The sequence below is a fragment of the Altererythrobacter sp. CAU 1778 genome (assembly GCF_054482795.1).
Genome location: NZ_JBTLRP010000001.1, coordinates 981,663 through 1,004,894, shown reverse-complemented (window position 1 = coordinate 1,004,894; position 23,232 = coordinate 981,663). Strand labels below are relative to the sequence as shown.

Here is a 23,232-nt window from a genome sequence, read left to right as displayed (position 1 = left end):
GCATGGAACAGCAGCGCGTCACCCTGGCCAATGGCATCGAACTCGACGTGGTGGACACCGGCCCATGCGATGCGCCGGTGCTGATCTTCCTTCACGGGTTTCCCGAAAGCCACCGCACCTGGCGCCACCAGATCGCGCATTTGTCGGACCGCTTCCGCTGCATTGCACCGGACCAGCGCGGCTATCGCGGCTCCTCCAAGCCGCAGGAGGTCGCCGCCTACACGCCCGACAAGCTGATCGGGGATGTCTTCGCCCTTGCCGATGCTTTGGGCGTCGGGAATTTCACCATCGTTGGGCACGACTGGGGCGGCGCGATTGCCTGGGGAACGGCGTACATGGGTATGGCCAACGGCCGCGTGACGCGCGCTGTTATCGCCAACGCGCCGCACCCGGCGATTTTCCAGAAGCTGCTGTGGACCAACGAGGTCCAGCGGGGCGCGAGCCAATACATGAGCGGGTTTCGCGACACCGGCAACGATGCGCTGGTGCGCGAACACGGCCTCGTCGGCATCCTGATGAAGGAGGTCAAATGGGACCGCCCCAGCCAGATGGAACCGGAAGAGCGCGAGGCGCTGTTGCAGGACTGGCAGGACCGGGATGCAGCGTTCGGGATGCTCAACTGGTATCGCGCCAGCCCGGTTACCGTGCCGCCGATGGACGCACCCTACGAATTGCCGGAGGGCTATTCCGGCCCGCAACTGCCGCCGCTCGCCATCCCGACGCTGGTCATCTGGGCGATGGACGATCTGGCGCTGCCCGCCGAAAATATCGAGGGCATGGCAGACGTCATTCCCGACCTCACGCTGGTGCAGGTGCCGGACTGCGGCCATTTCGTGCCGTGGGAGGCGCCAGACGCGGTCAATGCCGCGATGGACGAATTTCTGGCGAAGACCGCCTAACCCAACCACTCGACCCATGCGCCGTGCGGATGCGCATTGGCGAGGTGCGCCGGTTCGTCACCGCCAGGCCAGTATCGCACGTGCAGTTCGTGGGCGAATGTCTCGCGATTGGTTTCCAGCGAGACATGGGCGAAGGGCCTGTCCGCCGTCGCCAGCTTGCCGGCCTGCTGCATCGCCGCCTCGATCCGTGCCTGCGATGCGTCGGGCAGGTATTGCCACATGATGGAATGGGCGAGGACGCGGGTAACGCCGTCGTCCTGCTCGCGCGACAGTTCCCGTTCCACCCATTCTGCTGCGTCCATTCGCTCGATTTCTGGAGGCATCATGGTGGCGAGTTCGATCGCCGCGTCGATCCGCGCCATGCGGCCGGTCACCTCCGGCCAGACGAAGCTCTTGAGGCGCAGCGCCTCGGCGACGTCGGTCAGGTCGACGGGCGCAATGTCGGACCCGCGCGCATCGGTGAAACCGATCTCGCTCGCGGGTGGCGGCGCACCGCGCCATTCCGGCGTGATCTGCATCCGGCTGGACGCTGGACCCGTCGTCGTCCCGCCGAGATCGTAGCGATAACGGCCCATCATCGTGTTGATCCCGGCGCTCGCCCCGATCTCGAGGAATTCGAATTGCGCGGTGGTGCGTCCGTCCGCCAGCCAAAGCAGCGCCGCCGCGAAACTGGCGGAGCGCCCGGCCTCGTTCGTCTGTGGCGGTCCGTCGAGCCAGGGCATCAGCCGCGCATCGTGCGCCTCCACGATCTCGCACAGCAGCGCATCCACGTCGTCCTGAGCCGCCATGCGCCCGGCATACACATCCGCCAGCCGCGGCTCTTCCCCGGTCAGCAGCAAATTGTGAATGCCGCCCGCGATGCGCAGCGGCATGGCATCGCGCAGGCTCAGTCCCTGCCAGTTAAAGATGCGCCGCGCCGTCGCGGTGTGGCCGCCTTCCAGCGCCAGCAGGGCTCGCACGATCTGCGCGGTACCGGGCGCGCCCGCCTTCTCGGCGTGCTGCGCCTGCCATTCGATCGCTTCGTGCACGGATACGATATCCATCACCGCGCCGTCCGCCATATGCATTGCCCTTTTTATGTCGTGTCACTATCTGCCGCGCCATGCCGCAGCGCCCGCTCACCTTCGCCATCCCCAAGGGACGTATCCTCGACGAGGCTCTGCCGGTGATGGCACGTGCGGGGGTCGTGCCGGAAGATGCCTTTCACGACAAGGGCAACCGCAGCCTGACCTTCGCCACCACGCGCGACGATATGCGCCTGATCCGCGTGCGCGCTTTCGACGTCGCCACCTTCGTCGCGCACGGGGCGGCACAGATCGGCATCGTCGGTTCGGACGTGATCGAGGAATTCGACTATTCGGAGCTTTACGCCCCGGTCGATCTCGACATCGGTCACTGCCGCCTCTCCGTGGCCGAACCTGCCGGTGCACAAGCCACCGCTGCCGCCAGCCACCTGAGGATCGCGACCAAGTATCCCGGCCTCACCAGCCGCTTTTACGAGCGCAAGGGCATCCAGGCCGAATGCATCAAGCTGAACGGGGCAATGGAGATTGCGCCGGTGCTTGGCCTCTCCGGGCGGATCGTCGATCTGGTCTCCACCGGCCAGACGCTGAAGGATAACGGCCTGGTCGAACGCGAAGTCATCATGCAGATTTCCGCGCGCCTGATCGTCAATCGCGCGGCGCTGAAAACCGACAGCCGCGTGGGTCAACTGGTCGAGGCGTTCCGCGCGAATGCCGCAGCGGCAAAGGTGGCATGATGCAGCGTTTGAACGCCTCCGCTCCGGGTTTTGCGGACGCATTCCGCCGCATCGTCGACGACCGGCGCGATGGCGATGCCGACGTCGCGCGCGACGTTGCCGCCATCATCGCGGAAGTTCGCGCGAAGGGCGATGCGGCCCTCGTGGACTATACCCAGCGGTTCGACCGCCACGCGCTTTCCGCCGATGCGGACTGGCGCATCACGGCCAGCGAATGCGAAGCCGCGCATGCGGGGCTGGAGCCGGAACTGCGCGACGCGCTGCACCTCGCCGCCGACCGTATCCGCGCCTATCACGAAGCGCAGCTTCCTGCCGACCGCGACAGCACCGATGACGTCGGCGTGCGGCTTGGCGCCAAGTGGCGCGCCGTGGACGCAGCCGGGCTCTATGTCCCGGGCGGGCGCGCGGCCTATCCCTCCTCGCTTCTTATGAATGCCATCCCGGCCAAGGTCGCGGGCGTGGAACGGCTGGTCGTGGCAACGCCGACACCGGGCGGGGAAACCAATCCGCTGGTTCTTGCCGCCGCCCATATCGCTGACGTGGACGAGATCTGGCGGGTGGGCGGCGCGCAGGCCGTCGCCGCGCTCGCCTATGGCACGGATCGCATCGCCAAGGTCGATGTCATCACCGGACCCGGCAACGCCTGGGTGGCCGAGGCCAAGCGGCAATTGTTCGGCGTGGTGGGCATCGACATGGTCGCCGGACCGTCCGAAATCCTCGTCATCGCTGACGGCCAGAACGACCCGGACTGGATCGCCGCCGACCTGCTGAGCCAGGCGGAGCACGACCCCGCAGCGCAGTCCATCCTGATCACCGATGACGAAGAGTTCGCCGCGCGGGTGATCGACCGGGTCGGCGTGCAGATCACGCAACTGCCCACGGGCAGCACTGCGCGGGCGAGCTGGGACGATCACGGCGTCGTCATCGTGGTCGACGATCTCGCAGGCGAAGCCCCCGCCCTTGCCGACGCGCTCGCCGCCGAGCACGTGGAGATCGCCACCGACGATCCGGACGCGATCTTTGCGGACATCCGCCATGCAGGCAGTGTGTTCCTCGGCCGTCATGTGCCCGAAGCCATCGGTGATTACGTCGCCGGGCCGAACCACGTCCTGCCGACTGGCCGCCGCGCGCGTTTCGCCAGCGGGCTGTCGGTCCTAGATTTCATGAAGCGCACCAGTTTCATCGCGCTCGACGAAGGCGCCATCGCGCGGATCGGCCCTGCCGCCGTTGCGCTCGCCAATGCGGAAGGGCTGCCCGCTCATGCACGCTCGGTTGCCTTGAGGCTCAAATGACTGTTTCCAAACGCTCCCGCGCGCGCTCGGCCGCGCGCCTTGCCGCCGTGCAGGCGCTTTACCAGCAAGCGATGGAGGGCACCGTGACCACCCGCCTGCTCGACGAATTCCATCAGCACCGGCTGGGGCGCGAGATCGAGGACGCGCAATACGAAGACGCCGAGGTCGATTTCTTCGACGATGTCGTAACCGGCACGCTCGCCCGGCGTGACGAGATCGACGCGGCACTGACCGCGCGACTGGCCGAAGGCTGGTCGATCGCACGGCTCGACAAGACCATGCTTCAGATCCTGCGCGCCGGCACCTACGAGCTGCTCGCCCGTGCCGATGTGCCGGTGGCGAGCATCATCAGCGAATATCTCGACGTCGCCCACGCCTTCTTCGATGCGAAGGAAGCGAAGTTCGTCAACGGCGTGCTCGACGCCGTGGCGAAGGATGTGCGAACCTAGCTTTCCGGCTGGCTGGCGAAGACCCAGTCGAGATAGGCGGCGGTGCGGATACCGGCCATTTGCAGCCGCTGCTCCATCGCCGGGGTCCAGTCGTAATTGTACTGCCAGCTCAGCCGGACCGGCGATTCCTGCGTTCCCATGCCCTGTTCGGCGCCGGTTTCGGGATAGATCCGGTCGCGCAGCGCCGCGCTTTCCGTCATCCACACGCCGGGCCGCGCGTCCCACCATGCAATGATCTGGTCGGGCGTCGTGCGCGCTTCCAGCCGTTCGGTGTATTCGCTGTAGCTGAGCTGCTGGCGCTGGATCATGCCCTCGTCCCACACCCAATGCAGGTTCTGCGGCGTGTCGAACCATGTCACCTTGACGTCGTTGCCGCCGCGGTCGGAGCCGTTGCCGACGTGCAGCGGCATATGCAGGTCGGACACGAGATGGACGATGAAGCGCAGCGCGCGTTGCCTGTCGCTCACGTCGGCGTCCGGATCGCGCAGTGTGGCGGTGAACTGCTCAAGCGCGGTGGCGGCATCGCCGACTTCGGGATGGTCGAGCTGGTCCACGGCCTGTCCGTTCGGCAGTGTGACGTAATGCCAGGGGCTTGCGGTCTCCTGCCAGAACGGTGCGGGGTTGGATCGTTGCTCGTCGGGCCATGTGCTCGCCTCCGCCAGCCCTTCGTGGCCGAGGATGAGCGCGATTTCGGCGCGGGTATGGCCGCTGACATTGTCCTGCGCTATCTGCGCGGTGACACGGTGGCCGATCGGGCCCCACGCCCCGGCAGGCGCCGCAGACAGAGCGGCAAATAGGGCGAAACAGGCGGCGGGACGGATCATGTTTGCAGGCACCATGCTGATTGCGTTGCGGCCCCTATGACGGGCGAGCGCGCCTTCGTCGAGGCCTTGCGCGCCCTCGCCCGCCATCCGGCCGCACGCGGATTGGAAGACGACGTCGCGGTCCTGGAAGTGGGCGGCGAAACGCTGGTGCTGACGCATGACAGCCTGCTGCAAGGCATCCATGTGCGAGAAGATGAGGATCCGGCGGACATCGCGTGGAAGCTGGTCGCGGTGAACCTCTCCGACCTTGCCGCGAAGGGTGCGGAGCCTCTGGGGGTCTTGCTGACCCATGCGCTTGGCGATGGTGACGAGCGATTTCTTGTCGGCCTGCGCGAGGTGCTGGATGCCTACTCCGTCCCGTTGCTCGGCGGAGATACGGTGCGCGGACCCGGTCCGCGGAGCTGGAGCTGCACTGCCATCGGGCGCGCGACCTGCTCCCCCGTGCCCGACCGGCGCGGGGCGCAGGTCGGCGACGAGGTTTTCGTGACCGGCACGTTGGGCCGCGCCATGCTGGGCCTGTCGGAGACGGGACGGGGCAGCGGGAGCGACAACGATCTCGCCTATCGTCGCCCCGCCCCGCTGCTGGCTGAAGGTCGCGCGCTGGCTCCGCTGGTGACCGCGATGATGGACGTGTCCGACGGGCTGCTGCTCGACGCCGAACGCATGGGCAGGGCCAGCGATGCGACCATCCAACTGGAAAGTCGCGCTTTCCCGGTCGCCGACCCGGCGCGGGCGGACGAATGCGTGCGCTGGGGGGACGACTACCAGTTGCTCTTCACCCTTCCCGCTGGCCACCTGCCGCCGGTCGCCGCAACGCGCATCGGTTCCGTCATCCAGCGGCAGGATGCCGCCCTGCTGGTCGATGGCGCCCGGCCCGCACCCGGCCCGCTGGGCTATACCCACGGCTAGACCGCCCATACGGAAACGCCGCCAAGGGCACGCGCTTAACCCTCTTGCCAGCGCCTTGCTGCCGCTGATACCTCTCGCCCGAATGCCCCGGCGTCTCCCATGCCGGGTGCAAACACATAACGGGAGGGGATATTTGTGGATCTAGTTCTCATTGCCATCGTGCTGGGACTGCTGGCCATCGTGTATGGCTTCGTCACCAGTCGCCAGGTTCTCGGATCGAGTGCCGGCAACGCCAGAATGCAGGAAATCGCCGGCGCCATTCAGGAAGGCGCGCAGGCCTATCTGAAGCGTCAGTACACCACCATCGCCATCGTCGGCGCTGTCATGGCGGTTCTCGTCGGGGTTTTCCTCGGCGCCATTCCCGCCATCGGCTTCGTCATCGGCGCGATCCTGTCGGGCGTCGCGGGCTTCATCGGGATGAATATCTCGGTCCGTTCCAACGTGCGCACCGCCGCTGCTGCCGAAAAGGGCTTGCAGCAGGGCCTGACCCTCGCTTTCCGGGCGGGTGCGATCACCGGAATGCTGGTGGCGGGCCTCGCCCTCCTCGCGATCGCGGTGTTCTTCTGGTATCTGGCGGGCGTTGCAGGTCATGCTGCGAACAGTCGCGAAGTGATCGACGGCCTCGTCGGCCTCGCCTTCGGCGCATCGCTGATCTCGATCTTCGCCCGTCTGGGCGGCGGCATCTTCACCAAGGCTGCCGACGTCGGCGCCGACCTCGTCGGCAAGGTCGAGGCTGGCATTCCGGAGGACGATCCACGCAACCCCGCCGTCATCGCGGACAATGTGGGCGACAATGTCGGCGATTGTGCGGGCATGGCCGCCGACCTGTTCGAAACCTACGTCGTGACCGTGGGCGCAACCATGGTGCTGACGGCGCTGCTGCTGAAGAACCTCGGCGACCTGCTGATGCCCATGATGGCATTGCCGCTGCTGATTGGGGGTGCCTGCATCCTCACCAGCATCATCGGCACCTATTTCGTGAAGCTCGGCAAGGGTGGCACGAACGTGATGGGCGCGATGTACAAGGGCTTCATCGTCACCGCGCTGCTGTCCATTCCGCTGATCGGCTTCGCCATCCACTATGCACTGGGCGGCCTCGACACGGTTGTCGGAGGCGCACCGGTCAACATCGATCCGGGCGCTCCGCTGTCGGAAGAAGGTGTGTCGGAACAGGTCGTCAGCTTCACCGGCTGGGCGCTGTTCTACTGTTCGCTGGTGGGTCTCGCCATCACCGGGCTGATCATCTGGATCACGGAGTATTACACCGGCACGAATTATCGCCCGGTGCGCTCCATCGCAAAGGCATCGGAAACGGGCCACGGCACCAATGTGATCCAGGGTCTCGCGATTAGCCTCGAATCCACCGCCCTGCCCACGATCCTGATCGTTGCGGGCATCATCGTCAGCTACCAGCTCGCCGGTCTCATGGGCATCGCCTATGCGGCAACCGCCATGCTGGCGCTGGCGGGAATGGTCGTGGCGCTCGATGCTTACGGGCCGGTCACGGACAATGCCGGGGGGATCGCCGAGATGGCGGGCCTCGACGACAGCGTGCGTGAAAAGACCGACCTGCTCGACGCGGTCGGCAACACGACCAAGGCAGTGACCAAGGGTTACGCGATCGGATCGGCCGGCCTTGCCGCGCTGGTCCTGTTCGCCGCCTACACCACCGATTTGGCCGAGTTCTTCCCGAATGCGGACGTCGATTTCAGCCTCGAGAACCCGTACGTCATCGTCGGGCTGCTGCTCGGCGCATTGTTGCCTTATCTGTTCGGTGCAATGGGCATGACCGCTGTCGGCCGCGCTGCGGGCGACGTGGTTAAGGACGTGCGCGAACAGTTCGCCAACGACAAGGGCATCATGGCCGGAACCTCGAAGCCGGACTACGCCCGCACGGTGGACTTGGTGACCAAGGCCGCGATCAAGGAAATGATCGTGCCTTCGATGCTGCCGGTGCTCGCCCCGATCGTGGTCTATTTCCTGATCACGCTGATAGCGGGACAGGAAAACGGCTTCGCGGCACTGGGTGCCCTGCTCCTCGGCGTGATCGTCGGAGGCATCTTCGTGGCGCTGTCCATGACCGCCGGTGGCGGCGCGTGGGACAACGCCAAGAAGTACATCGAGGACGGCAATCACGGCGGAAAGGGCTCCGAAGCCCACAAGGCTGCCGTGACCGGCGACACCGTTGGCGATCCGTACAAGGACACCGCGGGCCCCGCCGTGAACCCGATGATCAAGATCACCAACATCGTGGCCCTGCTGCTGCTGGCAGCGCTCGCCGCGGGCTGATTGTCTTCGATCGATGGGAAAGACCCCGCCGGGAGCGATTCCGGCGGGGTTTTTCTTGGCCTGTCGCGTTTGCAAAATGGTCACCACTTGGCGCTAGTTTCGCGCCGCAATGGGAATAGTGCAGACCATCAGCGAAGCGGACGTGGCGCAAGGGACCAGCGGCCCGTTGGTTGTCGACGCGTTGCGGGCGTCGCAGATTGCGAGCGATACGGCGCTGATGGACGACTGGGACCGGCTGGCCCGCGCCGCCGCTACGCCCAATCCGTTTTTCGAAAGCTGGTACCTCCTCCCTGCCCTGACGCACATAAGGGGCGCGCGCGACGTCGTTTTGCTGACAGTGCGTCACTACGGTCGGCTCATCGGACTGCTGCCGGTCCAGCCGCAGCTGCGTTACGATCGCTTCCTGCTGCCGCACTGGCGCATCTGGGTGCACGAGAACTGCTTCTGCGGATTGCCGCTGGTCGCGCGTGGGCTGGAGGATCTCTTCTGGCGCGGCGCGCTCGACTGGTGCGACGCCAATTCCGGGCAGCGCCTGTTCCTGCACCTCTCGCAGATCCCGCTCGACACACCCGTGATCGCTGCCCTGCGCAGAACGGCGCTGAGCAACCGCCGGGTTTCGGTGGTCAGGGAGGAACAGCGCGCGCTGCTCCATTCAGCGCTTTCGCCGCAGGCTTATTTCGAAGCCGCCATGACGCAGAAGAAGCGCAAGGAATTGCGCCGCCAGAAGCGCCGCCTGGAAGAGACGGGGACGCTGGCGTTTCAGCGCGACAGCGACGACAGCGGGCTGGACGATTGGATCGCGCAGTTCCTCGCGCTCGAAGCCGCGGGCTGGAAGGGAAAGGGCGATTCCGCTCTCGCCAGCCAGGAAGATACGAAGGCGTTGTTTCAGGCGGCCCTGTCCGGGGCGGCGGAGCGGGGCCTTCTGGAACGCCTGACGCTGACGCTCGATCAGCGTCCCGTCGCCATGCTGGCCAATTTCATCGCGGCGCCGGGGGCCTACAGCTACAAGACGACCTATGACGAGGATCTCGCGCGGTTTTCTCCCGGCGTGCTCCTGCAAATCGAGAATCTCGACCTGCTGGCCCGCGGCGACATCGAATGGTGCGACAGCTGCGCTATGCCCGACCATCCGATGATCGATCGCATCTGGAAGGAACGCCTGGCCGTGGGTCGCATTAGCGTGGGCATCGGCGGCAGCCTGCGCCGCGCGGCCTTCCGCCAGATCGTCGCCCGGGAAAAGAGCCGCCCGCTCTGACGGGGGCGGCTTGCAATCGCTGCCGCAGCGCAGCAAGGGCATGGCCATGACTCAACAGGACCATGACCCCAAGGCGCTCGTCGACGATCTCGTCGCGCTGCTCACTGTCACCGAGGGTGAGCCGATGCTTTTCGCCGGCCGGTATCAGAAGGACGGTGTGGGTCGCGTGTTTGGCGGGCAGGTGATCGCACAGGCGCTACAGGCCGCGCAGGCGACCGTGGACGGCGGCAAGACGGCTCACTCCCTGCACGCCTACTTCCTGCGCGGCGGCGTCGAAGGTATCGGCATCGACCACCGCGTTGCCGCCGATTTCGACGGGCGCAGCTTCGCCAACCGTCGTGTCGTGGCCAGCCAGGAAGGCAGCCCGATCCTCAACCTGACGGCCAGCTTCCAGCAGCCGGAAGATGGTCTGACCCACGACGACAGCCCCATGCCTGACGTGCCTGCCCCCGACGATCTCAAATCCGATCAGGAGCAGCGCCGCGAGATCATGGAAAAGATGGGCGCAATGAATGAAGTGCAGCGCGCGATGATGACGCGCCCGCGACCGATCGAGATGCGCACCGCCGGCAAGCTGCACTGGATGAACAGCGAACCGAGCGAGCCGGAAGCCTTCAGCTGGTTCCGCACGGTCGCGCCCTTGCCAGACGATCCCGCCATGCACCGCGCGGTAATTGCCTACGCCAGCGATTTCACCCTGCTCGGCACCAGCGCGTTGCCCCACGGGCTCACATGGATGCGCGGCGAACTGGTCGGCGCGAGCCTTGACCATGCGATCTGGTTTCACCGCGAAGCACGGGCGGACGAATGGCTGCTTTACGCCACCGACAGTCCGTGGAGCGGATCGGGCCGCGGCTTCAATCGCGGACGCATCTTCACCGCCGACGGCACGTTGGTCGCCAGCGTCGCGCAAGAAGGCATGATGCGCAAACGGATCCCAAAGACCGCGTAATCAACCGCCCGCGTGGTAGAAATCATAGACCGCCTGCGCGACGCCTTCACTGACGCCGGGCGCCCGCTTGAGGTCGTCGAGCGCGGCGGCGCGGACCTTGCTGGCGGTCCCGAAGTGCAGCAGCAGCGCGCGCTTGCGCGACGGGCCGATGCCGGGGATTTCGTCCAGCGGTGACGCGGTGATCGCGCGGCTGCGCTTCGCCCGGTGTGCTCCGATGACGTAGCGGTGCACCTCGTCGCGCAGGTTCTGGAGGTGAAACAGCACCGGCGAATTGGTCGGCAGGGTCTTCTCCCGCCCGTCGGGGAAATGGAACACCTCGCGCCCTTCGCGCCCGTGGTGCGGCCCCTTGGCGATGGCGATCAGCGGCACATCCTCGATGCCGAGTTCCTCCAGCGTCTCGCGCACGGAGCTCATCTGCCCCTTGCCGCCGTCGATCAGCACGAGGTCGGGCCATGCCCCGCTTTCGCGATCCGGATCTTCCTTCATCGCGCGACTGAAGCGCCGCTCCATCACTTCGCGCATCATGCCGAAGTCGTCGTTGGTCTGCGCGGTCTTGATGTTGAACTTGCGATACTGCCCCTTTTCGAACCCGTCCGGCCCGGCGACGACCATCGCACCCACGGCCTTTGCGCCCTGGATATGGCTGTTATCGTAGATTTCGATCCGCCGGGGCGGTGCTTCGAGTTCGAGGAATTCCGCCAGTTCGCGCAGGATCTTTGCCTTGGTGCCGCTTTCCGCCAACCGCCGATCGAGCGCTTCGGACGCATTGCGGCTGGCCTGCTCCATCAGACGGCGCCGGTCGCCGCGCTGAGGGACGGAAATCTCGACCTTGCGTTCCGCCAACGCACCGAAGGCTTCGGTCAGCAACGCCTGCTCCGGCAATTCACGGTCGACCAGAATGGTGCGCGGCGGGGGCACTTCCTCGTAGAACTGCGCCAGCACGTCAGCCAGAACCTGCCCGTCTTCGACATCCTTCGTGTGGCTTGGGAAAAAGGCGCGATGCCCCCAATTCTGCCCGCCGCGGACGAAGAAGGCCTGAATGCCGATCTGCCCGCCCTTGGCCGCCAGAGCGAAAATGTCCGCATCGCCGACGCCGCTGGCGTTGATCGCCTGCGAGCCCTGGATGAATGTCGCCGCACGCAGCCGGTCGCGCAGGATCGCCGCCGTTTCGAAATCGAGATCCTGCGCGGCCTTTGCCATCTGCTGTTCCAGATCGGCCTGCACGGACGACGACTTGCCTGACAGAAAATCCTTCGCCTGTCGCACCAGTGCGTCATAGCCCGGCTGGTCGATCCGACCGACGCAAGGCGCGCTGCAACGCTTGATCTGGTAGAGCAGGCAGGGCCGGTCGCGATTGTTGAAGAAGCTGTCGGTGCAGCTCCTCAGCAGGAACAGCTTTTGCAGCGCGTTGATCGTCTTGTTGACGCTGCCTGCGCTGGCGAAGGGGCCGTAGTAATTGCCCTTGGCCCGCCGCGCGCCGCGATGTTTCTGGATCCGCGGATAGTCGTGGCCTGCGCGCAGCAGGATGAAGGGGAAGCTTTTGTCGTCCCGCAAAAGCACGTTGTAGGGCGGGCGGAAACGCTTGATCAGCTGCGCTTCGAGCAGCAGTGCCTCGGCTTCGGAGTTGGTGACGATGATTTCCATCGCCCGCGTCTGGCTGACCATGCGCTGCAGGCGATTGGTCAGCCCTGCCACCTGCGCGTAGTTCGCCACTCGCGCCTTCAGGCTGCGCGCCTTGCCGACGTAGAGCACATCACCGCGCGCATCGAGCATCCGGTAGACACCCGGCACGGGCCTGAGCGTCCGTACCGTGTCGCGCACGGCCTTGACCCCGGTTTCGAGATCGGGCTGCGCGCCATCGCCTTTCTGACCCTTCACCGTGTAGGCCGCGCGCTCTTCATTGAAACGCGCCGCGCCGCGGGGATCGTGGGGAGTGCCTGCCGGAGTGCGCGCCATGCGGGCGAGATAGGAATCTTGCGCGCAAATGGCAAAGCCGCGATGGGGCGCCGTGGACAAAATTCCTGCAGACAATGTTTTCGATGCCATCGTGCTGGGCGGCGGCGCTGCCGGACTGATGTGCGCGGCGCGCGCGGGACAGCGGGGGCGACGGGTGCTCGTGCTCGAAAAAGCGCCTGAAGTCGGGCGCAAGATCCTGATTTCCGGCGGCGGGCGGTGCAACTTCACCAACCTCGGCGCCGGACCCGCCAACTACCTTTCCGCCAATCCGCATTTCGCCAAGAGCGCGCTGGCCCGCTACACGCCGCGCGATTTCCTCGCGCTGGTCGAGCGATATGGCATCGCCTGGCACGAAAAGACCTTGGGGCAATTGTTCTGCGACGGCTCGGCCAAACAGATCGTCGCCATGCTTCTGGAAGAATGCGAGCGCGCGGACGTGACGATACGCTGCGGCGAAGCGGTCGGCGCGGTCGAGCAGGCGGAAGGCCACTATCTGGTCGAAACCCGCTCCGGCTGGTGCGCCTCGCGCGCGCTTGTCATCGCGACCGGCGGACCATCGATCCCGAAGATGGGGGCGAGCGATTTCGCCTACGGCCTCGCCCGCCAGTTCGGCCTAAAGGTGGTGGAACCGCGCCCCGCCCTCGTTCCCCTGACGCTCGGCGGGGAAGAGGTGCTGTTCCGCGAAATCTCCGGAGTCTCCTCGCCCGTCGAGGCCCAGGCCGGCAAGGTGCGCTTTGCCGAGGCTGCGCTTTTCACTCATCGTGGGCTCAGCGGGCCGGCGATCCTACAGGCAAGTTCCTATTGGAAGCCGGGCGAGCCGGTGAGCATAGATTTCCTGCCGGAAAAGTCGGGCGACTGGCTGATCGAGCGCAAACGCACGACGCCCAGACTTACGCTGCGCAGCATTTTGCGCGAGCAGTTGCCCGCGCGGCTGGCCGACATCCTGAGCGACAAGCTGGGCGTCGAAAGCGAACTCGGCAACGCGTCGGACAAAGCCCTGCGCACCGCGCAGGAGCGGCTGAAGCGCTGGCCCTTCCGCCCCAACGGTACCGAGGGTTTCGCCAAGGCCGAGGTTACGGCAGGCGGCATATCGACCGCCGAACTGTCGTCACAGACGATGGAAGCGAAGCGCGTGCCGGGCCTCTACGCCATCGGTGAGGCGGTGGACGTCACCGGCTGGCTCGGTGGATACAATTTCCAGTGGGCTTGGGCGAGCGGCGTCGCAGCCGGCGAAGCCCTGTGATCAGAACACCTTGCGGAATTCGATTTCCACGAAGCGTCCGATCGGGTCGATCAGACCCGGCTGGTAGCTGAGCGGAACCACCCCGTTCTCGTCGCGGACCTCGCGCCGCGTGTCGAAGATATTGTTCGCGCGCAGCGATAGGCGGGTGCCCTTGAGAAAGCCCGGTTCCTCTCCGGCCAGTTCCTCAAGATTGGCGAACAGGCGCAGGTCGAGCGTCGCGAGATCGCCGAAATAAAGATCGCTCGAACCCGGAAGCCCGCTGCCGTCGACGCGGGACTTGCCTTCGTAATTGGCGGAGGCGCGAAGCCCCAGTCCCTTGAAAAACACGCCGCCTTCCAGCTGCACGGTGTGGCGCGGGGTCCCGTTGTTTCCAAGGGCGTCGCCGTCCAGCAGGTCGAGCGGTGCAACGCCGGGGGCGATCAGCACATCGTCGTTGAGATTGATCGTGTGGTAGAGCGACAGGTTCCAGCGCCCCTGCCCGTCGCCGCCGCCGCCGGGGCCGAACCCGCCGCCGCCGCGACCACCTCTGCCACCACCGCCGCCACCGCGCTGGCCGCCGCCTCGCCGCTCGGCCTGTGCTGCGGCTTCGCCCTGCGCCTGCGGTGCGGGAAGTGCACAGAATCGCTCGCGGAACTCAGCCAGTCGCGCGGTATCTATCTGACCGTCAGGCCCGGTCAGCCGCTCGCGAATACGCTCCGGCAGAGTTGCCGGATCAATCGGCGTAGTGGGGTTTTCGCAGAACTGTTTGCGTAGGGCGGCGAACTGCTCCGGGTCCATTCCGCGCATTCCGCCCCCGGCACCGTCATCGGAGCAAATGCGGGTGCGAGCCTGCGCGATTCGTTCCGGATCGACCTGCCCGTTTTCACCGCGCAGGCGTTCCTGCATCCGTTCGGGCAGAGCGGAAATATCGGGTACTTCCCCATCTGGCGTGGCGCAGAACTTGGCGCGTGCCGCGGCAAAGGCCTCGCGGTTGAAACCGCCACCCTGTGCCGGCGCGTCAGACGGCCGGGCCGCAGCAGCCATTGCGCCGAAGCGTCCGCCGCGCCGATTGCCATTGCCATCGCCCGCCCCTTCGGGCGCGGCCCTGCCGACGCGCCCGAAAAGATTGAAGCCGTAGCGGATGCGCGAATTGTCGCGTTCCGCCAAGGTGATCGGGCGACGGTCGATGGCCAGCAAGGTGCCATCTGTGTCCCGCGTGACACGGTCGGCGAAGGCTGCTTCGATGGCGGGCGTCAGCAGTGGGAACGATGAGGTCACATCGCGCGAGGACGTGTTGTAATATTCGACCACCAGATTGGCGCGGTCGAACAGGTCGATCTCGTAATTCGCGCCCAGCTTCAGGTCGCGCTGGGTCTCCGACGCAAGATCGGGATTGCCTCCCGTGGTGACGCTCGCCAGCACGGTCTCTCCGTTGCGCAGATCGTATACCGGCACGTTGAAATCCGTGATCTGTGCCGCGCCAAGTTGCGTGAGGCTGGGGGCGGCATCGCGGTAGCTGTAATTGCCGGTGAAGCTGAACCGTTCGGTCGGACGCCAGTTGAAGCCGGTCGACCAGGTGCCGAGCACGCCGAAGTCGGAAACGTCCTCTATGCCAAGGCCGAAGTTCAGCCCCAGATCGCCTATCGCACCCCAAGCGCCGTCCCGCTCCGCCACGGGAATGTTCACGTTCGTGCCACCCGACAGACGCCGCCGGGTAAGCTGGACCGGCGCGTTAGAGCGGGTGTCGTCGCTCTCAATCCGCTTCCAGTCGAAGTCGATGTCGAAGGTGGTCGAGACTTCGCCGGCGGGCAGCAGCAGCGGATTGCCGTTTACCGTCGCCTTGCTCGTAACCGAGTAGGTGCGGTTATCGGCGGTGTCGAACCCTGCATCCGCAACGCCGGGCAGCGCGCCATCGATGGCGAAATCACCGGCCGCCGCGCCAGCGACGAGCGCGGATGTATCGCGCCGACGGTCGGTGCGGGTGCGGGTGTCGGTGAGCACGCCGTCGATGGTGAAGTTGCTTTGCCAGTCGCCGAGCGGCTTCTGGATCGATCCGCTGGTCGAGAGCGTCGTCGTGCGGCTGCGGCGGGTCAGCGGATTGTCGTCCAGCGTGCGAATTTCGGTGGTACCGTCCGGCGCGGTAAGCCTGACGACATCGAGGCCGGACAGGGATCGGCTTGCGTCGCGCTGCACATTGCCGTTGATCGAGTATGATCCCGCCCCGGGACCTGCGCCGAGCGAGCCATTGTAGGTCGCTTCCAGTTCCACGCTCTCGCTGTCGGACGCGAGGCTGCGATAACGCGCCGGATCGGGATCGCTCGCCACGGTCGGGGCGCTGCCTTCGGTCTGGATGATGTCGCGCTCATCCTCGGTCAGCATACTGGATGTGTTGAACTCCGCGCCCAGATTGAGGCGATTGGCGCCGTTAATGGTCAGCTGTGAAACCTCGACCTCGCCGGTGGCGCGGCCGCCTGCGGTGGGTCCGCCGTACTCGCCTTCGACCTCGCGGCTGGCGAAGTTCTCCTTCAGGATGAAGTTGATGACCCGCTGCGTCGCCGGGTAACCGAACTGGAGCGCCACTTCTTCCGGCAGCACTTCCACCTTCTCAATCGCTTCGGGCGGGTAGCGGCGGAACTCGCGGAAGCTGCCGACACGCTGGCCGTTGACGAGGAACACTGGCCGCCCGTCGCCCCGCCCACTGCCGGAAGATGTCTGCGGCGCCAGCGCCTCGACCAGGTCGGCGATGGAGCCTGCGCCGTAGGCCGCGATCTCTTCCTCGTTGAGTTCGATGACCGGCGGGATATCGGTGTCGACCTGCCCGCGTTGCCGCTCCGCCTGCACGATGATGACATTGCCCTCCGCCGGTTCGGACGTATCGGCGGCATCCTGCGCGTAGGCAGGCACGGCCAGCGGGCACGCAAGCGTGGTGGCGGTCAACAGCAGGTGACGGAGTTGAAAACGGGGCAATGCGGACTACCTTGTATCGTGCGTTCGCCCCTCTGAAGTCAGAGGTTGGCGAACCAGCCCCGCCCCGGCAACCCGCATTTTGGTAACAAACTGTCGCAGGGCGTCAGCGTTCCTGCGACAAACGCTGCCGAGGCTTCCCTTTTACCCCGTGTCCGTCTAAGGGCGCGGCCAGACCGCAACACACTGAAACGGATACGATACTGCATGGCCAAAGAAGAACTCCTCGAAATGCGCGGAAAGGTGGTCGAGCTGCTGCCGAACGCGATGTTCCGGGTAGAGCTCGAAAACGGCCATGAAGTGCTCGGCCACACCGCAGGCAAGATGCGCAAGAACCGCATCCGCGTGCTGGTTGGTGACGAAGTGCTGTGCGAACTGACGCCCTATGACCTGACCAAGGCGCGCATCACCTATCGCTTCATGCCTGGCCGTGGCGGACCGGGTCAGGGCCCCGGCCCGCAATAAGCGATCGTGGGCCAGCCCACACTCATCCTCGCATCCGCAAGTCCGCGCCGCCGCGAGCTGCTCGCGCGGCTCGGCGTGACGCCTGCCGGTGTGAATCCCGCCGACATCGACGAAACGCCGCGCAAGGGCGAACTTCCGCGCGAGTATGCCAGGCGCATGGCGCGCGAGAAGGCTGAGGCGGCTGCTTCGGCTGATGCTCATGTGCTGGCTGGCGACACGGTGGTTGCCGCCGGCCGCCGCATCCTGCCCAAGGCCGAAGACGAAGCTACGGCGCGCCAGTGTCTCGAGTTGCTGTCAGGCCGCCGCCACCGCGTCTTCTCCGCCATTGCACTGCGCGCGCCGGACGGCGTGATGCGCGAGAAAATGAGCGAGACCGTGGTGATGTTCAAACGGCTGTCCGAACAGGAGATCGGCGCCTACCTCGCCAGCGGCGAGTGGGAGGGCAAGGCCGGAGGCTACGCCATTCAGGGCATTGCCGAAGGCCTGATTTCGCGCATCCACGGCAGCCATTCGGGTGTCGTCGGTTTGCCGCTTCACGAGACGCGGACGCTGCTCAAATCGGCGGGTTTCGCCATTGCCTGAATGGCTGGTCGAAGACGGCATCGGCGAGCAGCGCGCGCTGCTGGTCGATGGCGACCGGGTACTGGCTGCGAAACTGCGGTGGGCAGGCGATCTACCGGTCGGCTCCACTACCGTCGCCAAACTGGTCTCCAAGCCCGCAGGTCGCACACGCGGGCTGGCGCGGACCGAGAACGGGATCGAAGTTCTCGTCGACCGCATACCCGTCCGCGCGACTGAGGGTAGCCACCTGCCCCTCGTCATCACTCGCGCCGCGATTGCCGAACGCGGCCGCTTCAAGCGCGCGCAGGGCCGCGTCGTCGAACTCGAAGCCGAAGGACCGACTGCGCGCGACGACGTTTTCCTTTCGGGCAATTCGGTCCGGCGCTTTTCTTCTGGCCTGTGGGACGATGTCTGGGAGAGCGCGTCCTCCGGCGAAGTACCATTCGCAGGCGGGGGCCTGCTGTTCAGCGTCACCCCTGCCATGACTGTGGTCGATATAGACGGTGACCTGCCGCCGCGCGAACTGGCGCTGGCCGCGGTCGAGCCGCTCGCGCGCGCGATCAGGCAATTCGACCTTGGCGGTTCCATCGGGATCGATTTTCCCACGCTGGGGGCCAAGGGCGATCGCAAGGCCGTCGATGCGGCTCTTGATGATGCCCTTGCAAACTGGCCGCATGAGCGCACGGCAATGAACGGCTTCGGCTTCGTCCAGATCGTCGCACGGCTGGAGGGGCCGTCGCTGCTACACCGCTTTGCCACGTCGCGCGTCGGCATGGCCGCGCGCATGGCATTGCGACGCGCCGAATTGGTCGAGGGGCCGGGCATGACGCTCATCACCGTGCACCCGGCGCTCAAGGCAAAACTCAAGCCTGATTGGCTTTCGGAACTGGAGCGCCGCTGCGGCCGCCCGGTCCGTATCGCGACCGATCCCGGCCTTGCGATCGAGGCGGCGCAGGCCCAGATCGTGCCGCATGAGTAATCCCTCCCGTCCCTGTCCGATGTGCAGGAAACCGCGCAGTGCGGACCACGCACCATTCTGCTCGCAGCGCTGCCGCGACCGCGATCTCAACCGATGGTTCAACGATGGCTACGCCCTGCCCGGCGAGCGCGCCTCGCCGGAAGACCTGGCGCACGAGGAATAGCACAAGCCTGTCGCGAAAATGCCCCCTTGCCAAGCGCGCGGGGCTTCGCCATAGGCCCGCACTCATTCGCAACGGGCCGCTGCCACCGGCAGCACCCGCAACGGCGATGCCTGGGTAGCTCAGTGGTAGAGCAGACGATTGAAAATCGTCGTGTCGGTGGTTCGACTCCGCCCCCGGGCACCACCCCTCCATCCTCAGTCTCTTTTCGAAACTCGCCATTGACGCGAGCGCTCTTTGCTGGCGTTTAGACCCGCGAGAGAAACGGAGAGAGCGATGGCATTCAAGACGCGGATCACCGAGATGTTCGGTGTCGAAACCCCGATCCTGATGGGCGGCATGACCGGCGTGGGTTACGGCGAACTGGTCGCCGCTGTGGCGGAGGCGGGCGCGCTCGGCTTCATCACCGCGCACATGTTTCCGAGCGGCGCAGCGCTGCGGGAAGAAATCGACAAGGTTCGCGGCCTGACCGACAAGCCGTTCGGCGTGAACCTCACCCTGCTGCCCTCGATCAACCCGATTCCCTACGATGAGTACCGCGAAGCGATCATCGAAAGCGGCCTGAAGATCGTCGAGACCGCGGGCCGCGCGCCGACCGATCACCTGCCCGCCTTCAAGGAAGCGGGGGTCAAGGTCATCCACAAATGCACGAGCGTCCGCCATTCCGAAAGCGCGGTGAGGAAGGGCGTCGACGTCATCAGCATCGACGGCTTCGAATGCGCCGGGCATCCGGGCGAGGATGACGTCGGGCTTGTCGTGCTGTTGCCTGCCACGGTCGATGCCCTGCCCGACACCCCGATCGTCGCCAGCGGCGGCATGGCAGACGGGCGCAGCCTGGTCGCCGCGCTGGCGCTGGGCGCGGATGCGGTCAACATGGGCACTCGCTTCTGCGCAACGCAGGAGGCGGCGATCCACCCCAACGTCAAGCAGCAGATCGTCGAGAATACGGAGCTCGACACGGTGCTGGTCGGTCGTCCGCTTCGCAATACTGCCCGGGTCGCGCGCAATGCGGTTTCGGAGGAAGTCGCCACCATCCAGCGCAATCCCGAAAGCACGTTCGAGGATGTGAAGCACCTGATGGCGGGCGCGCGCGGGCGCGAAAGCGTCTATGCCAAGGGCGAGATGGATGGCGGCATCTGGTCGAGCGGCCAGAGCCAGGCGCTGGTCCACGACATCCCCACCAGCAAGCAGCTGGTCGCCAATATCATGTCACAGGCGGAAGCCGTGCGCGCCCGGCTGGCGAACGTCGCGGGCTGACGCGAGCTACGCACGGTGAAACCAATTCGCGCACGACAGCCGGTCTGGCGGCCTGCTACATCGTGCGCCAAAGGAGAGAGAGAGACATTATGGCTAAACAATACAGCACGTTGATCGACGGGCAGCTCACCGACAACGGCGAGTGGCTCGACGTCGTCAATCCCGCGACCGAAGAAGTGATCGGGCAAGTCCCCGCCTGCGGCGCGGCGGAACTCGACAAGGCGGTCGACGCCGCCCGCACCGCTTTCAAGAGCTGGCGCAAGACCACGGTAGAAGAACGCCGCGAGGTGCTGGGCAAGATGGCCGCGGCAGTGAAGGAAAACGCAGACGAGCTGTTCCGCCTGCTGACCAGCGAACAGGGCAAGCCCCATGCGCAGGCGAAGGGCGAAATCTACGGCGCAGCAGGCATGATCGCCGGTTTGTCTTCCTTGAACCTGGAAGAAACCACCAACGAAGACAGCGAAACCCGCCTGTCGCGCACCCGGCGCGTGCCGGTGGGCGTGGTCGGCGGCATCGTGCCGTGGAATTTCCCGCTGCTGATGGCGGTGCAGAAAATCGCGCCCGCGCTGCTTTCGGGCTGCACCATGGTGCTGAAGCCGTCGCCCTTCACGCCTCTGACGACGCTGCGCTTCGCCGAACTGGTGAAGGACGTCGTCCCTGCTGGCGTGCTCAACATCATCACCGGCCCGGACGAACTCGGCCCGCTGATCACCGGGCATCCCGGCATCGACAAGATCACCTTCACCGGCTCCACGGCGACGGGAAAGAAGATCATGGAAGGTGCGTCGAAGGATCTGAAGCGCATAACGCTGGAACTGGGCGGGAACGATGCCAGCATCGTGATGCCCGATGTCGACGTGCAGAAGGTCGCGCAGCAGCTGTTCTGGTCCAGCTTCCAGAACGCCGGACAGGTCTGCATCGCGGCCAAGCGCGTATATATCCATGAAGACATCTACGACGAACTGAGCCAGGCGATCGCCGATTTTGCGAAGACGGTGACGGTCGGCGACGGGTCGCAGCAGGGGACGGGCGTTGGCCCGATCCAGAACAAGAAGCAGTACGAGCGCGTTCTGGAACTGATCCAGGACGCCAGGGACAATGGCTACAAGTTCCTCGTCGGCGGCGACCATGACCCGTCCGGCACCGGATATTACGTGCCTATCACCATCCTCGACAATCCGCCCGAGGACGCGCGCATCGTGGCCGAGGAGCAGTTCGGCCCAGTCATGCCGCTGATGAAATTCTCGACCGCGCAAGAGGCGATCGAGCGGGCGAACAATTCGGATTACGGACTTGCCGGTGCGGTCTGGACCAAGGACACCGACCAGGGCGTCGCAATTGCGGAGCAGCTCGAAACCGGCACGGTCTGGGTCAATGAGTTCATGCACCTCTCCCCCTTCGCGCCTTTCGGCGGACACAAGCAGTCGGGCGTCGGTGCGGAAAACAGCATCGAAGGGTTGAAGGAATTCACCTATCCGCAGGTCATCACGGTGAAACGCGACGCGCTCGTCTGACCTTCGCCAACCGAACGAACAAAAAGGCGGCACCGCAATGGTGCCGCCCTTTTCGTATCAGCCGGAAATGTCACCGTAGCAGAGGTATTTGACCTCGAGATATTCGTCGATGCCGTATTTGGAACCTTCGCGGCCCAGCCCCGATTCCTTGACCCCGCCGAAAGGCGCGACGGGCGTCGAGATCGCGCCCGAATTGATGCCGACCATGCCGTATTCCAGCGCCTCCGCCACGCGCCAGCAGCGCCCGACGTCGCGCGAATAAAAATATCCGGCGAGACCGACGTTGGTGGCGTTGGCGAGTTCGATGGCCTCTGCTTCGGTCTTAAAGCGGAAGATCGGGGCGAGCGGACCGAATATCTCGGTCTGGGCGAGGTCCATGTCCGGCGATGCGTTCTCGACGATGCCGGGCCGCACGAAGCTGCCGTCCTGCGAAACGTCGATATCGAACCAGCGCAGCTTGCCGCCCTTCGCCTCCGCATCCCTGGCGAGCTTTTCCACCTTCTCGACAGCATCGGCATCGATCAGGGGACCGATGTCTGCGTCGTCTGCCGTGCCCTCCGCGACCCTGAGATCGTCCATCAGCTTATCGAATTTCTGCATGAATTCGTCGTAGATGCCGTCCTGCACCAGCACGCGGTTGGCGCAGATGCAGGTCTGCCCGGCATTGCGGAACTTGGCGACCTTTATCCCCTCTATGGCGGCATCGACGTCCGCGTCGTCGAACACGATGAAGGGCGCATTCCCGCCGAGTTCGAGCGAGACCTTCTTCACCGTGCTGGATGCCCATTCCATCAGCGTCTTGCCGACCTCGGTCGAGCCGGTGAAGCTGATCTTGCGCATCCGCTCGTGCTTGCAGAGAAGTTCGCCCACGTCCTTCGCGCTGCTGGATGTGACGGTGATGTAGACTTCGCGCGGGATGCCCGCCTGATACGCAAGTTCCTGAATTGCCAGGGCGCACAGCGGCGTGGCGCTGGCCGGCTTGACGATGACCGGGCAGCCGACCGCCAAGCCGGGGGATATTTTGCGCGTGATCATCGCGATGGGAAAGTTCCACGGCGTGATCGCTGCGACCGGCCCCACAGGCTGACGAATGGTCACGATGCGCGCGTTGCCATCATGCGCCGGGATAGTATCGCCATATACGCGCCGCGCCTCTTCCGCGAACCACTTGGCGAAACCGGCGCCGTAATCGACCTCGCTGCGGCTTTCCGCGATGACCTTGCCTTGTTCTGCCGTCATCAACTGGGCGAGATCCTCGCGCCGCGCGATCATCAGCTCGTACCATTTGCGCATGATATCGCCGCGTTCCTCCGCCAGCCGACCGCGCCAGTCGGCCCAGGCATCGGCAATCGTGTCCACCGCCTCGTCGATCGCATCGATCGGCCAGTCCCGCACGGTCGCGATCGTCTTGCCCGTGGCGGGGTTCTTCACCGCGATGCCATCGTCAGTGAGGTAGTCTTTGAGCAGGTCGTGGCAGGGCAGCTGTTCGGCCATGGAATATTCTCTCGTTGCAAGTGGGATACCCA

At 65.5% G+C, this 23,232-nt stretch carries 20 protein-coding genes and 1 tRNA gene; 16 read left to right on the top strand and 5 right to left on the bottom strand.

The features are described from left to right. Positions 1–2 precede the first annotated feature (2 nt). Positions 3–899, top strand: a complete 897-nt coding sequence (locus ACXYN8_RS04625) for an alpha/beta fold hydrolase (protein ID WP_458888139.1) — start codon at positions 3–5, stop codon at positions 897–899. Here ACXYN8_RS04625 and ACXYN8_RS04620 read toward each other — a convergent pair. Then, positions 896–1,966: a DUF2332 domain-containing protein gene (locus tag ACXYN8_RS04620; protein ID WP_458888138.1), complete on the bottom strand. Its 1,071-nt coding sequence runs from the start codon at positions 1,964–1,966 to the stop codon at positions 896–898. The two genes, ACXYN8_RS04625 and ACXYN8_RS04620, sit on opposite strands and share 4 nt — an antisense overlap. Before the next feature lie 35 nt (positions 1,967–2,001). On the opposite strand from ACXYN8_RS04620, the gene hisG reads away from it, so the two are divergent. Genes hisG through nusB form a run of 3 tightly spaced genes read left to right on the top strand, consistent with a single transcriptional unit; the run spans position 2,002 to position 4,399 of the window. Beyond that, complete coding sequence (gene hisG / locus ACXYN8_RS04615) at positions 2,002–2,658, top strand: ATP phosphoribosyltransferase (RefSeq protein ID WP_458888137.1); 657 nt, start codon at positions 2,002–2,004, stop codon at positions 2,656–2,658. After that, positions 2,658–3,950 carry a histidinol dehydrogenase gene (hisD, locus tag ACXYN8_RS04610; protein WP_458888136.1) on the top strand — a complete coding sequence of 431 codons (1,293 nt, stop codon included), beginning with the start codon at positions 2,658–2,660 and terminating at the stop codon, positions 3,948–3,950. Before hisG ends, hisD begins: the two co-directional genes overlap by 1 nt. Beyond that, the gene (gene nusB, locus ACXYN8_RS04605) at positions 3,947–4,399 is read left to right on the top strand and encodes a transcription antitermination factor NusB (RefSeq protein ID WP_458888135.1); all 453 of its coding nucleotides are present in this window, start codon (positions 3,947–3,949) and stop codon (positions 4,397–4,399) included. Before hisD ends, nusB begins: the two co-directional genes overlap by 4 nt. Here the strand turns inward: nusB and ACXYN8_RS04600 are convergent. Continuing rightward, the gene (locus tag ACXYN8_RS04600; RefSeq protein ID WP_458888134.1) at positions 4,396–5,223 is read right to left on the bottom strand and encodes a S1/P1 nuclease; all 828 of its coding nucleotides are present in this window, start codon (positions 5,221–5,223) and stop codon (positions 4,396–4,398) included. The genes nusB and ACXYN8_RS04600 overlap by 4 nt on opposite strands. A gap of 36 nt (positions 5,224–5,259) precedes the next feature. Between ACXYN8_RS04600 and thiL the strand changes: the two genes are divergently transcribed. The 4 genes from thiL to ACXYN8_RS04580 all read left to right on the top strand — a co-directional run bounded on the left by thiL (position 5,260) and on the right by ACXYN8_RS04580 (position 10,628). Next, positions 5,260–6,132, top strand: coding sequence for a thiamine-phosphate kinase (gene thiL, locus ACXYN8_RS04595; RefSeq protein WP_458888133.1), 873 nt, complete (start codon positions 5,260–5,262; stop codon positions 6,130–6,132). A 135-nt stretch (positions 6,133–6,267) separates the two neighbouring features. Continuing rightward, positions 6,268–8,421: a sodium-translocating pyrophosphatase gene (locus tag ACXYN8_RS04590; RefSeq protein WP_458888132.1), complete on the top strand. Its 2,154-nt coding sequence runs from the start codon at positions 6,268–6,270 to the stop codon at positions 8,419–8,421. Between the two features lie 109 nt (positions 8,422–8,530). Further along, entirely contained in the window at positions 8,531–9,676 is a 1,146-nt protein-coding gene (locus tag ACXYN8_RS04585) for a GNAT family N-acetyltransferase (RefSeq protein WP_458888131.1), read from the top strand. Between the two features lie 46 nt (positions 9,677–9,722). After that, on the top strand, positions 9,723–10,628 hold the full coding sequence (locus ACXYN8_RS04580; RefSeq protein ID WP_458888130.1) for an acyl-CoA thioesterase: 906 nt from the start codon (positions 9,723–9,725) through the stop codon (positions 10,626–10,628). Here ACXYN8_RS04580 and uvrC read toward each other — a convergent pair whose 3' ends face one another. Further along, complete coding sequence (gene uvrC / locus ACXYN8_RS04575) at positions 10,629–12,584, bottom strand: excinuclease ABC subunit UvrC (RefSeq protein WP_458888129.1); 1,956 nt, start codon at positions 12,582–12,584, stop codon at positions 10,629–10,631. Positions 12,585–12,702: 118 nt separating this feature from the next. Between uvrC and ACXYN8_RS04570 the strand changes: the two genes are divergently transcribed. Further along, the gene (locus ACXYN8_RS04570; RefSeq protein ID WP_458888906.1) at positions 12,703–13,827 is read left to right on the top strand and encodes a BaiN/RdsA family NAD(P)/FAD-dependent oxidoreductase; all 1,125 of its coding nucleotides are present in this window, start codon (positions 12,703–12,705) and stop codon (positions 13,825–13,827) included. Here the strand turns inward: ACXYN8_RS04570 and ACXYN8_RS04565 are convergent, their stop codons facing one another. Continuing rightward, positions 13,828–16,773, bottom strand: coding sequence for a TonB-dependent receptor plug domain-containing protein (locus tag ACXYN8_RS04565; protein ID WP_458888128.1), 2,946 nt, complete (start codon positions 16,771–16,773; stop codon positions 13,828–13,830). A gap of 204 nt (positions 16,774–16,977) precedes the next feature. On the opposite strand from ACXYN8_RS04565, the gene infA reads away from it, so the two are divergent. From infA to ACXYN8_RS04530, 7 genes are all read left to right on the top strand, one after another. Then, positions 16,978–17,235 carry a translation initiation factor IF-1 gene (gene infA, locus ACXYN8_RS04560; RefSeq protein WP_011413465.1) on the top strand — a complete coding sequence of 86 codons (258 nt, stop codon included), beginning with the start codon at positions 16,978–16,980 and terminating at the stop codon, positions 17,233–17,235. Between the two features lie 6 nt (positions 17,236–17,241). After that, positions 17,242–17,817, top strand: a complete 576-nt coding sequence (locus ACXYN8_RS04555; protein WP_458888127.1) for a Maf family protein — start codon at positions 17,242–17,244, stop codon at positions 17,815–17,817. Continuing rightward, entirely contained in the window at positions 17,810–18,775 is a 966-nt protein-coding gene (locus ACXYN8_RS04550; RefSeq protein WP_458888126.1) for a ribonuclease, read from the top strand. Before ACXYN8_RS04555 ends, ACXYN8_RS04550 begins: the two co-directional genes overlap by 8 nt. Further along, positions 18,768–18,938: a DNA gyrase inhibitor YacG gene (gene yacG, locus ACXYN8_RS04545; RefSeq protein ID WP_458888125.1), complete on the top strand. Its 171-nt coding sequence runs from the start codon at positions 18,768–18,770 to the stop codon at positions 18,936–18,938. Before ACXYN8_RS04550 ends, yacG begins: the two co-directional genes overlap by 8 nt. 108 nt (positions 18,939–19,046) lie before the next feature. Continuing rightward, positions 19,047–19,121 (top strand) — tRNA-Phe (locus ACXYN8_RS04540). A 90-nt stretch (positions 19,122–19,211) separates the two neighbouring features. After that, positions 19,212–20,192, top strand: a complete 981-nt coding sequence (locus ACXYN8_RS04535; RefSeq protein WP_458888124.1) for an NAD(P)H-dependent flavin oxidoreductase — start codon at positions 19,212–19,214, stop codon at positions 20,190–20,192. A gap of 89 nt (positions 20,193–20,281) precedes the next feature. Continuing rightward, positions 20,282–21,706 (top strand): aldehyde dehydrogenase family protein, encoded by a 1,425-nt coding sequence (locus ACXYN8_RS04530; RefSeq protein WP_458888123.1) that lies wholly within the window; start codon positions 20,282–20,284, stop codon positions 21,704–21,706. A gap of 57 nt (positions 21,707–21,763) precedes the next feature. Here the strand turns inward: ACXYN8_RS04530 and ACXYN8_RS04525 are convergent, their stop codons facing one another. Then, complete coding sequence (locus ACXYN8_RS04525) at positions 21,764–23,200, bottom strand: NAD-dependent succinate-semialdehyde dehydrogenase (protein ID WP_458888122.1); 1,437 nt, start codon at positions 23,198–23,200, stop codon at positions 21,764–21,766. Positions 23,201–23,232 lie beyond the last annotated feature (32 nt).

Coding starts and splice junctions, on each gene's coding strand:
- ACXYN8_RS04625 (WP_458888139.1), top strand. CDS start 3: ATGGAACAGCAGCGCGTCACCCTGGCCAATGGCATCGAACTCGACGTG.
- ACXYN8_RS04620 (WP_458888138.1), bottom strand. CDS start 1,966: ATGCATATGGCGGACGGCGCGGTGATGGATATCGTATCCGTGCACGAA.
- hisG (WP_458888137.1), top strand. CDS start 2,002: ATGCCGCAGCGCCCGCTCACCTTCGCCATCCCCAAGGGACGTATCCTC.
- hisD (WP_458888136.1), top strand. CDS start 2,658: ATGCAGCGTTTGAACGCCTCCGCTCCGGGTTTTGCGGACGCATTCCGC.
- nusB (WP_458888135.1), top strand. CDS start 3,947: ATGACTGTTTCCAAACGCTCCCGCGCGCGCTCGGCCGCGCGCCTTGCC.
- ACXYN8_RS04600 (WP_458888134.1), bottom strand. CDS start 5,223: ATGATCCGTCCCGCCGCCTGTTTCGCCCTATTTGCCGCTCTGTCTGCG.
- thiL (WP_458888133.1), top strand. CDS start 5,260: ATGACGGGCGAGCGCGCCTTCGTCGAGGCCTTGCGCGCCCTCGCCCGC.
- ACXYN8_RS04585 (WP_458888131.1), top strand. CDS start 8,531: ATGGGAATAGTGCAGACCATCAGCGAAGCGGACGTGGCGCAAGGGACC.
- ACXYN8_RS04580 (WP_458888130.1), top strand. CDS start 9,723: ATGACTCAACAGGACCATGACCCCAAGGCGCTCGTCGACGATCTCGTC.
- uvrC (WP_458888129.1), bottom strand. CDS start 12,584: ATGGCGCGCACTCCGGCAGGCACTCCCCACGATCCCCGCGGCGCGGCG.
- ACXYN8_RS04570 (WP_458888906.1), top strand. CDS start 12,703: ATGTGCGCGGCGCGCGCGGGACAGCGGGGGCGACGGGTGCTCGTGCTC.
- infA (WP_011413465.1), top strand. CDS start 16,978: ATGGCCAAAGAAGAACTCCTCGAAATGCGCGGAAAGGTGGTCGAGCTG.
- yacG (WP_458888125.1), top strand. CDS start 18,768: ATGAGTAATCCCTCCCGTCCCTGTCCGATGTGCAGGAAACCGCGCAGT.
- ACXYN8_RS04535 (WP_458888124.1), top strand. CDS start 19,212: ATGGCATTCAAGACGCGGATCACCGAGATGTTCGGTGTCGAAACCCCG.
- ACXYN8_RS04530 (WP_458888123.1), top strand. CDS start 20,282: ATGGCTAAACAATACAGCACGTTGATCGACGGGCAGCTCACCGACAAC.
- ACXYN8_RS04525 (WP_458888122.1), bottom strand. CDS start 23,200: ATGGCCGAACAGCTGCCCTGCCACGACCTGCTCAAAGACTACCTCACT.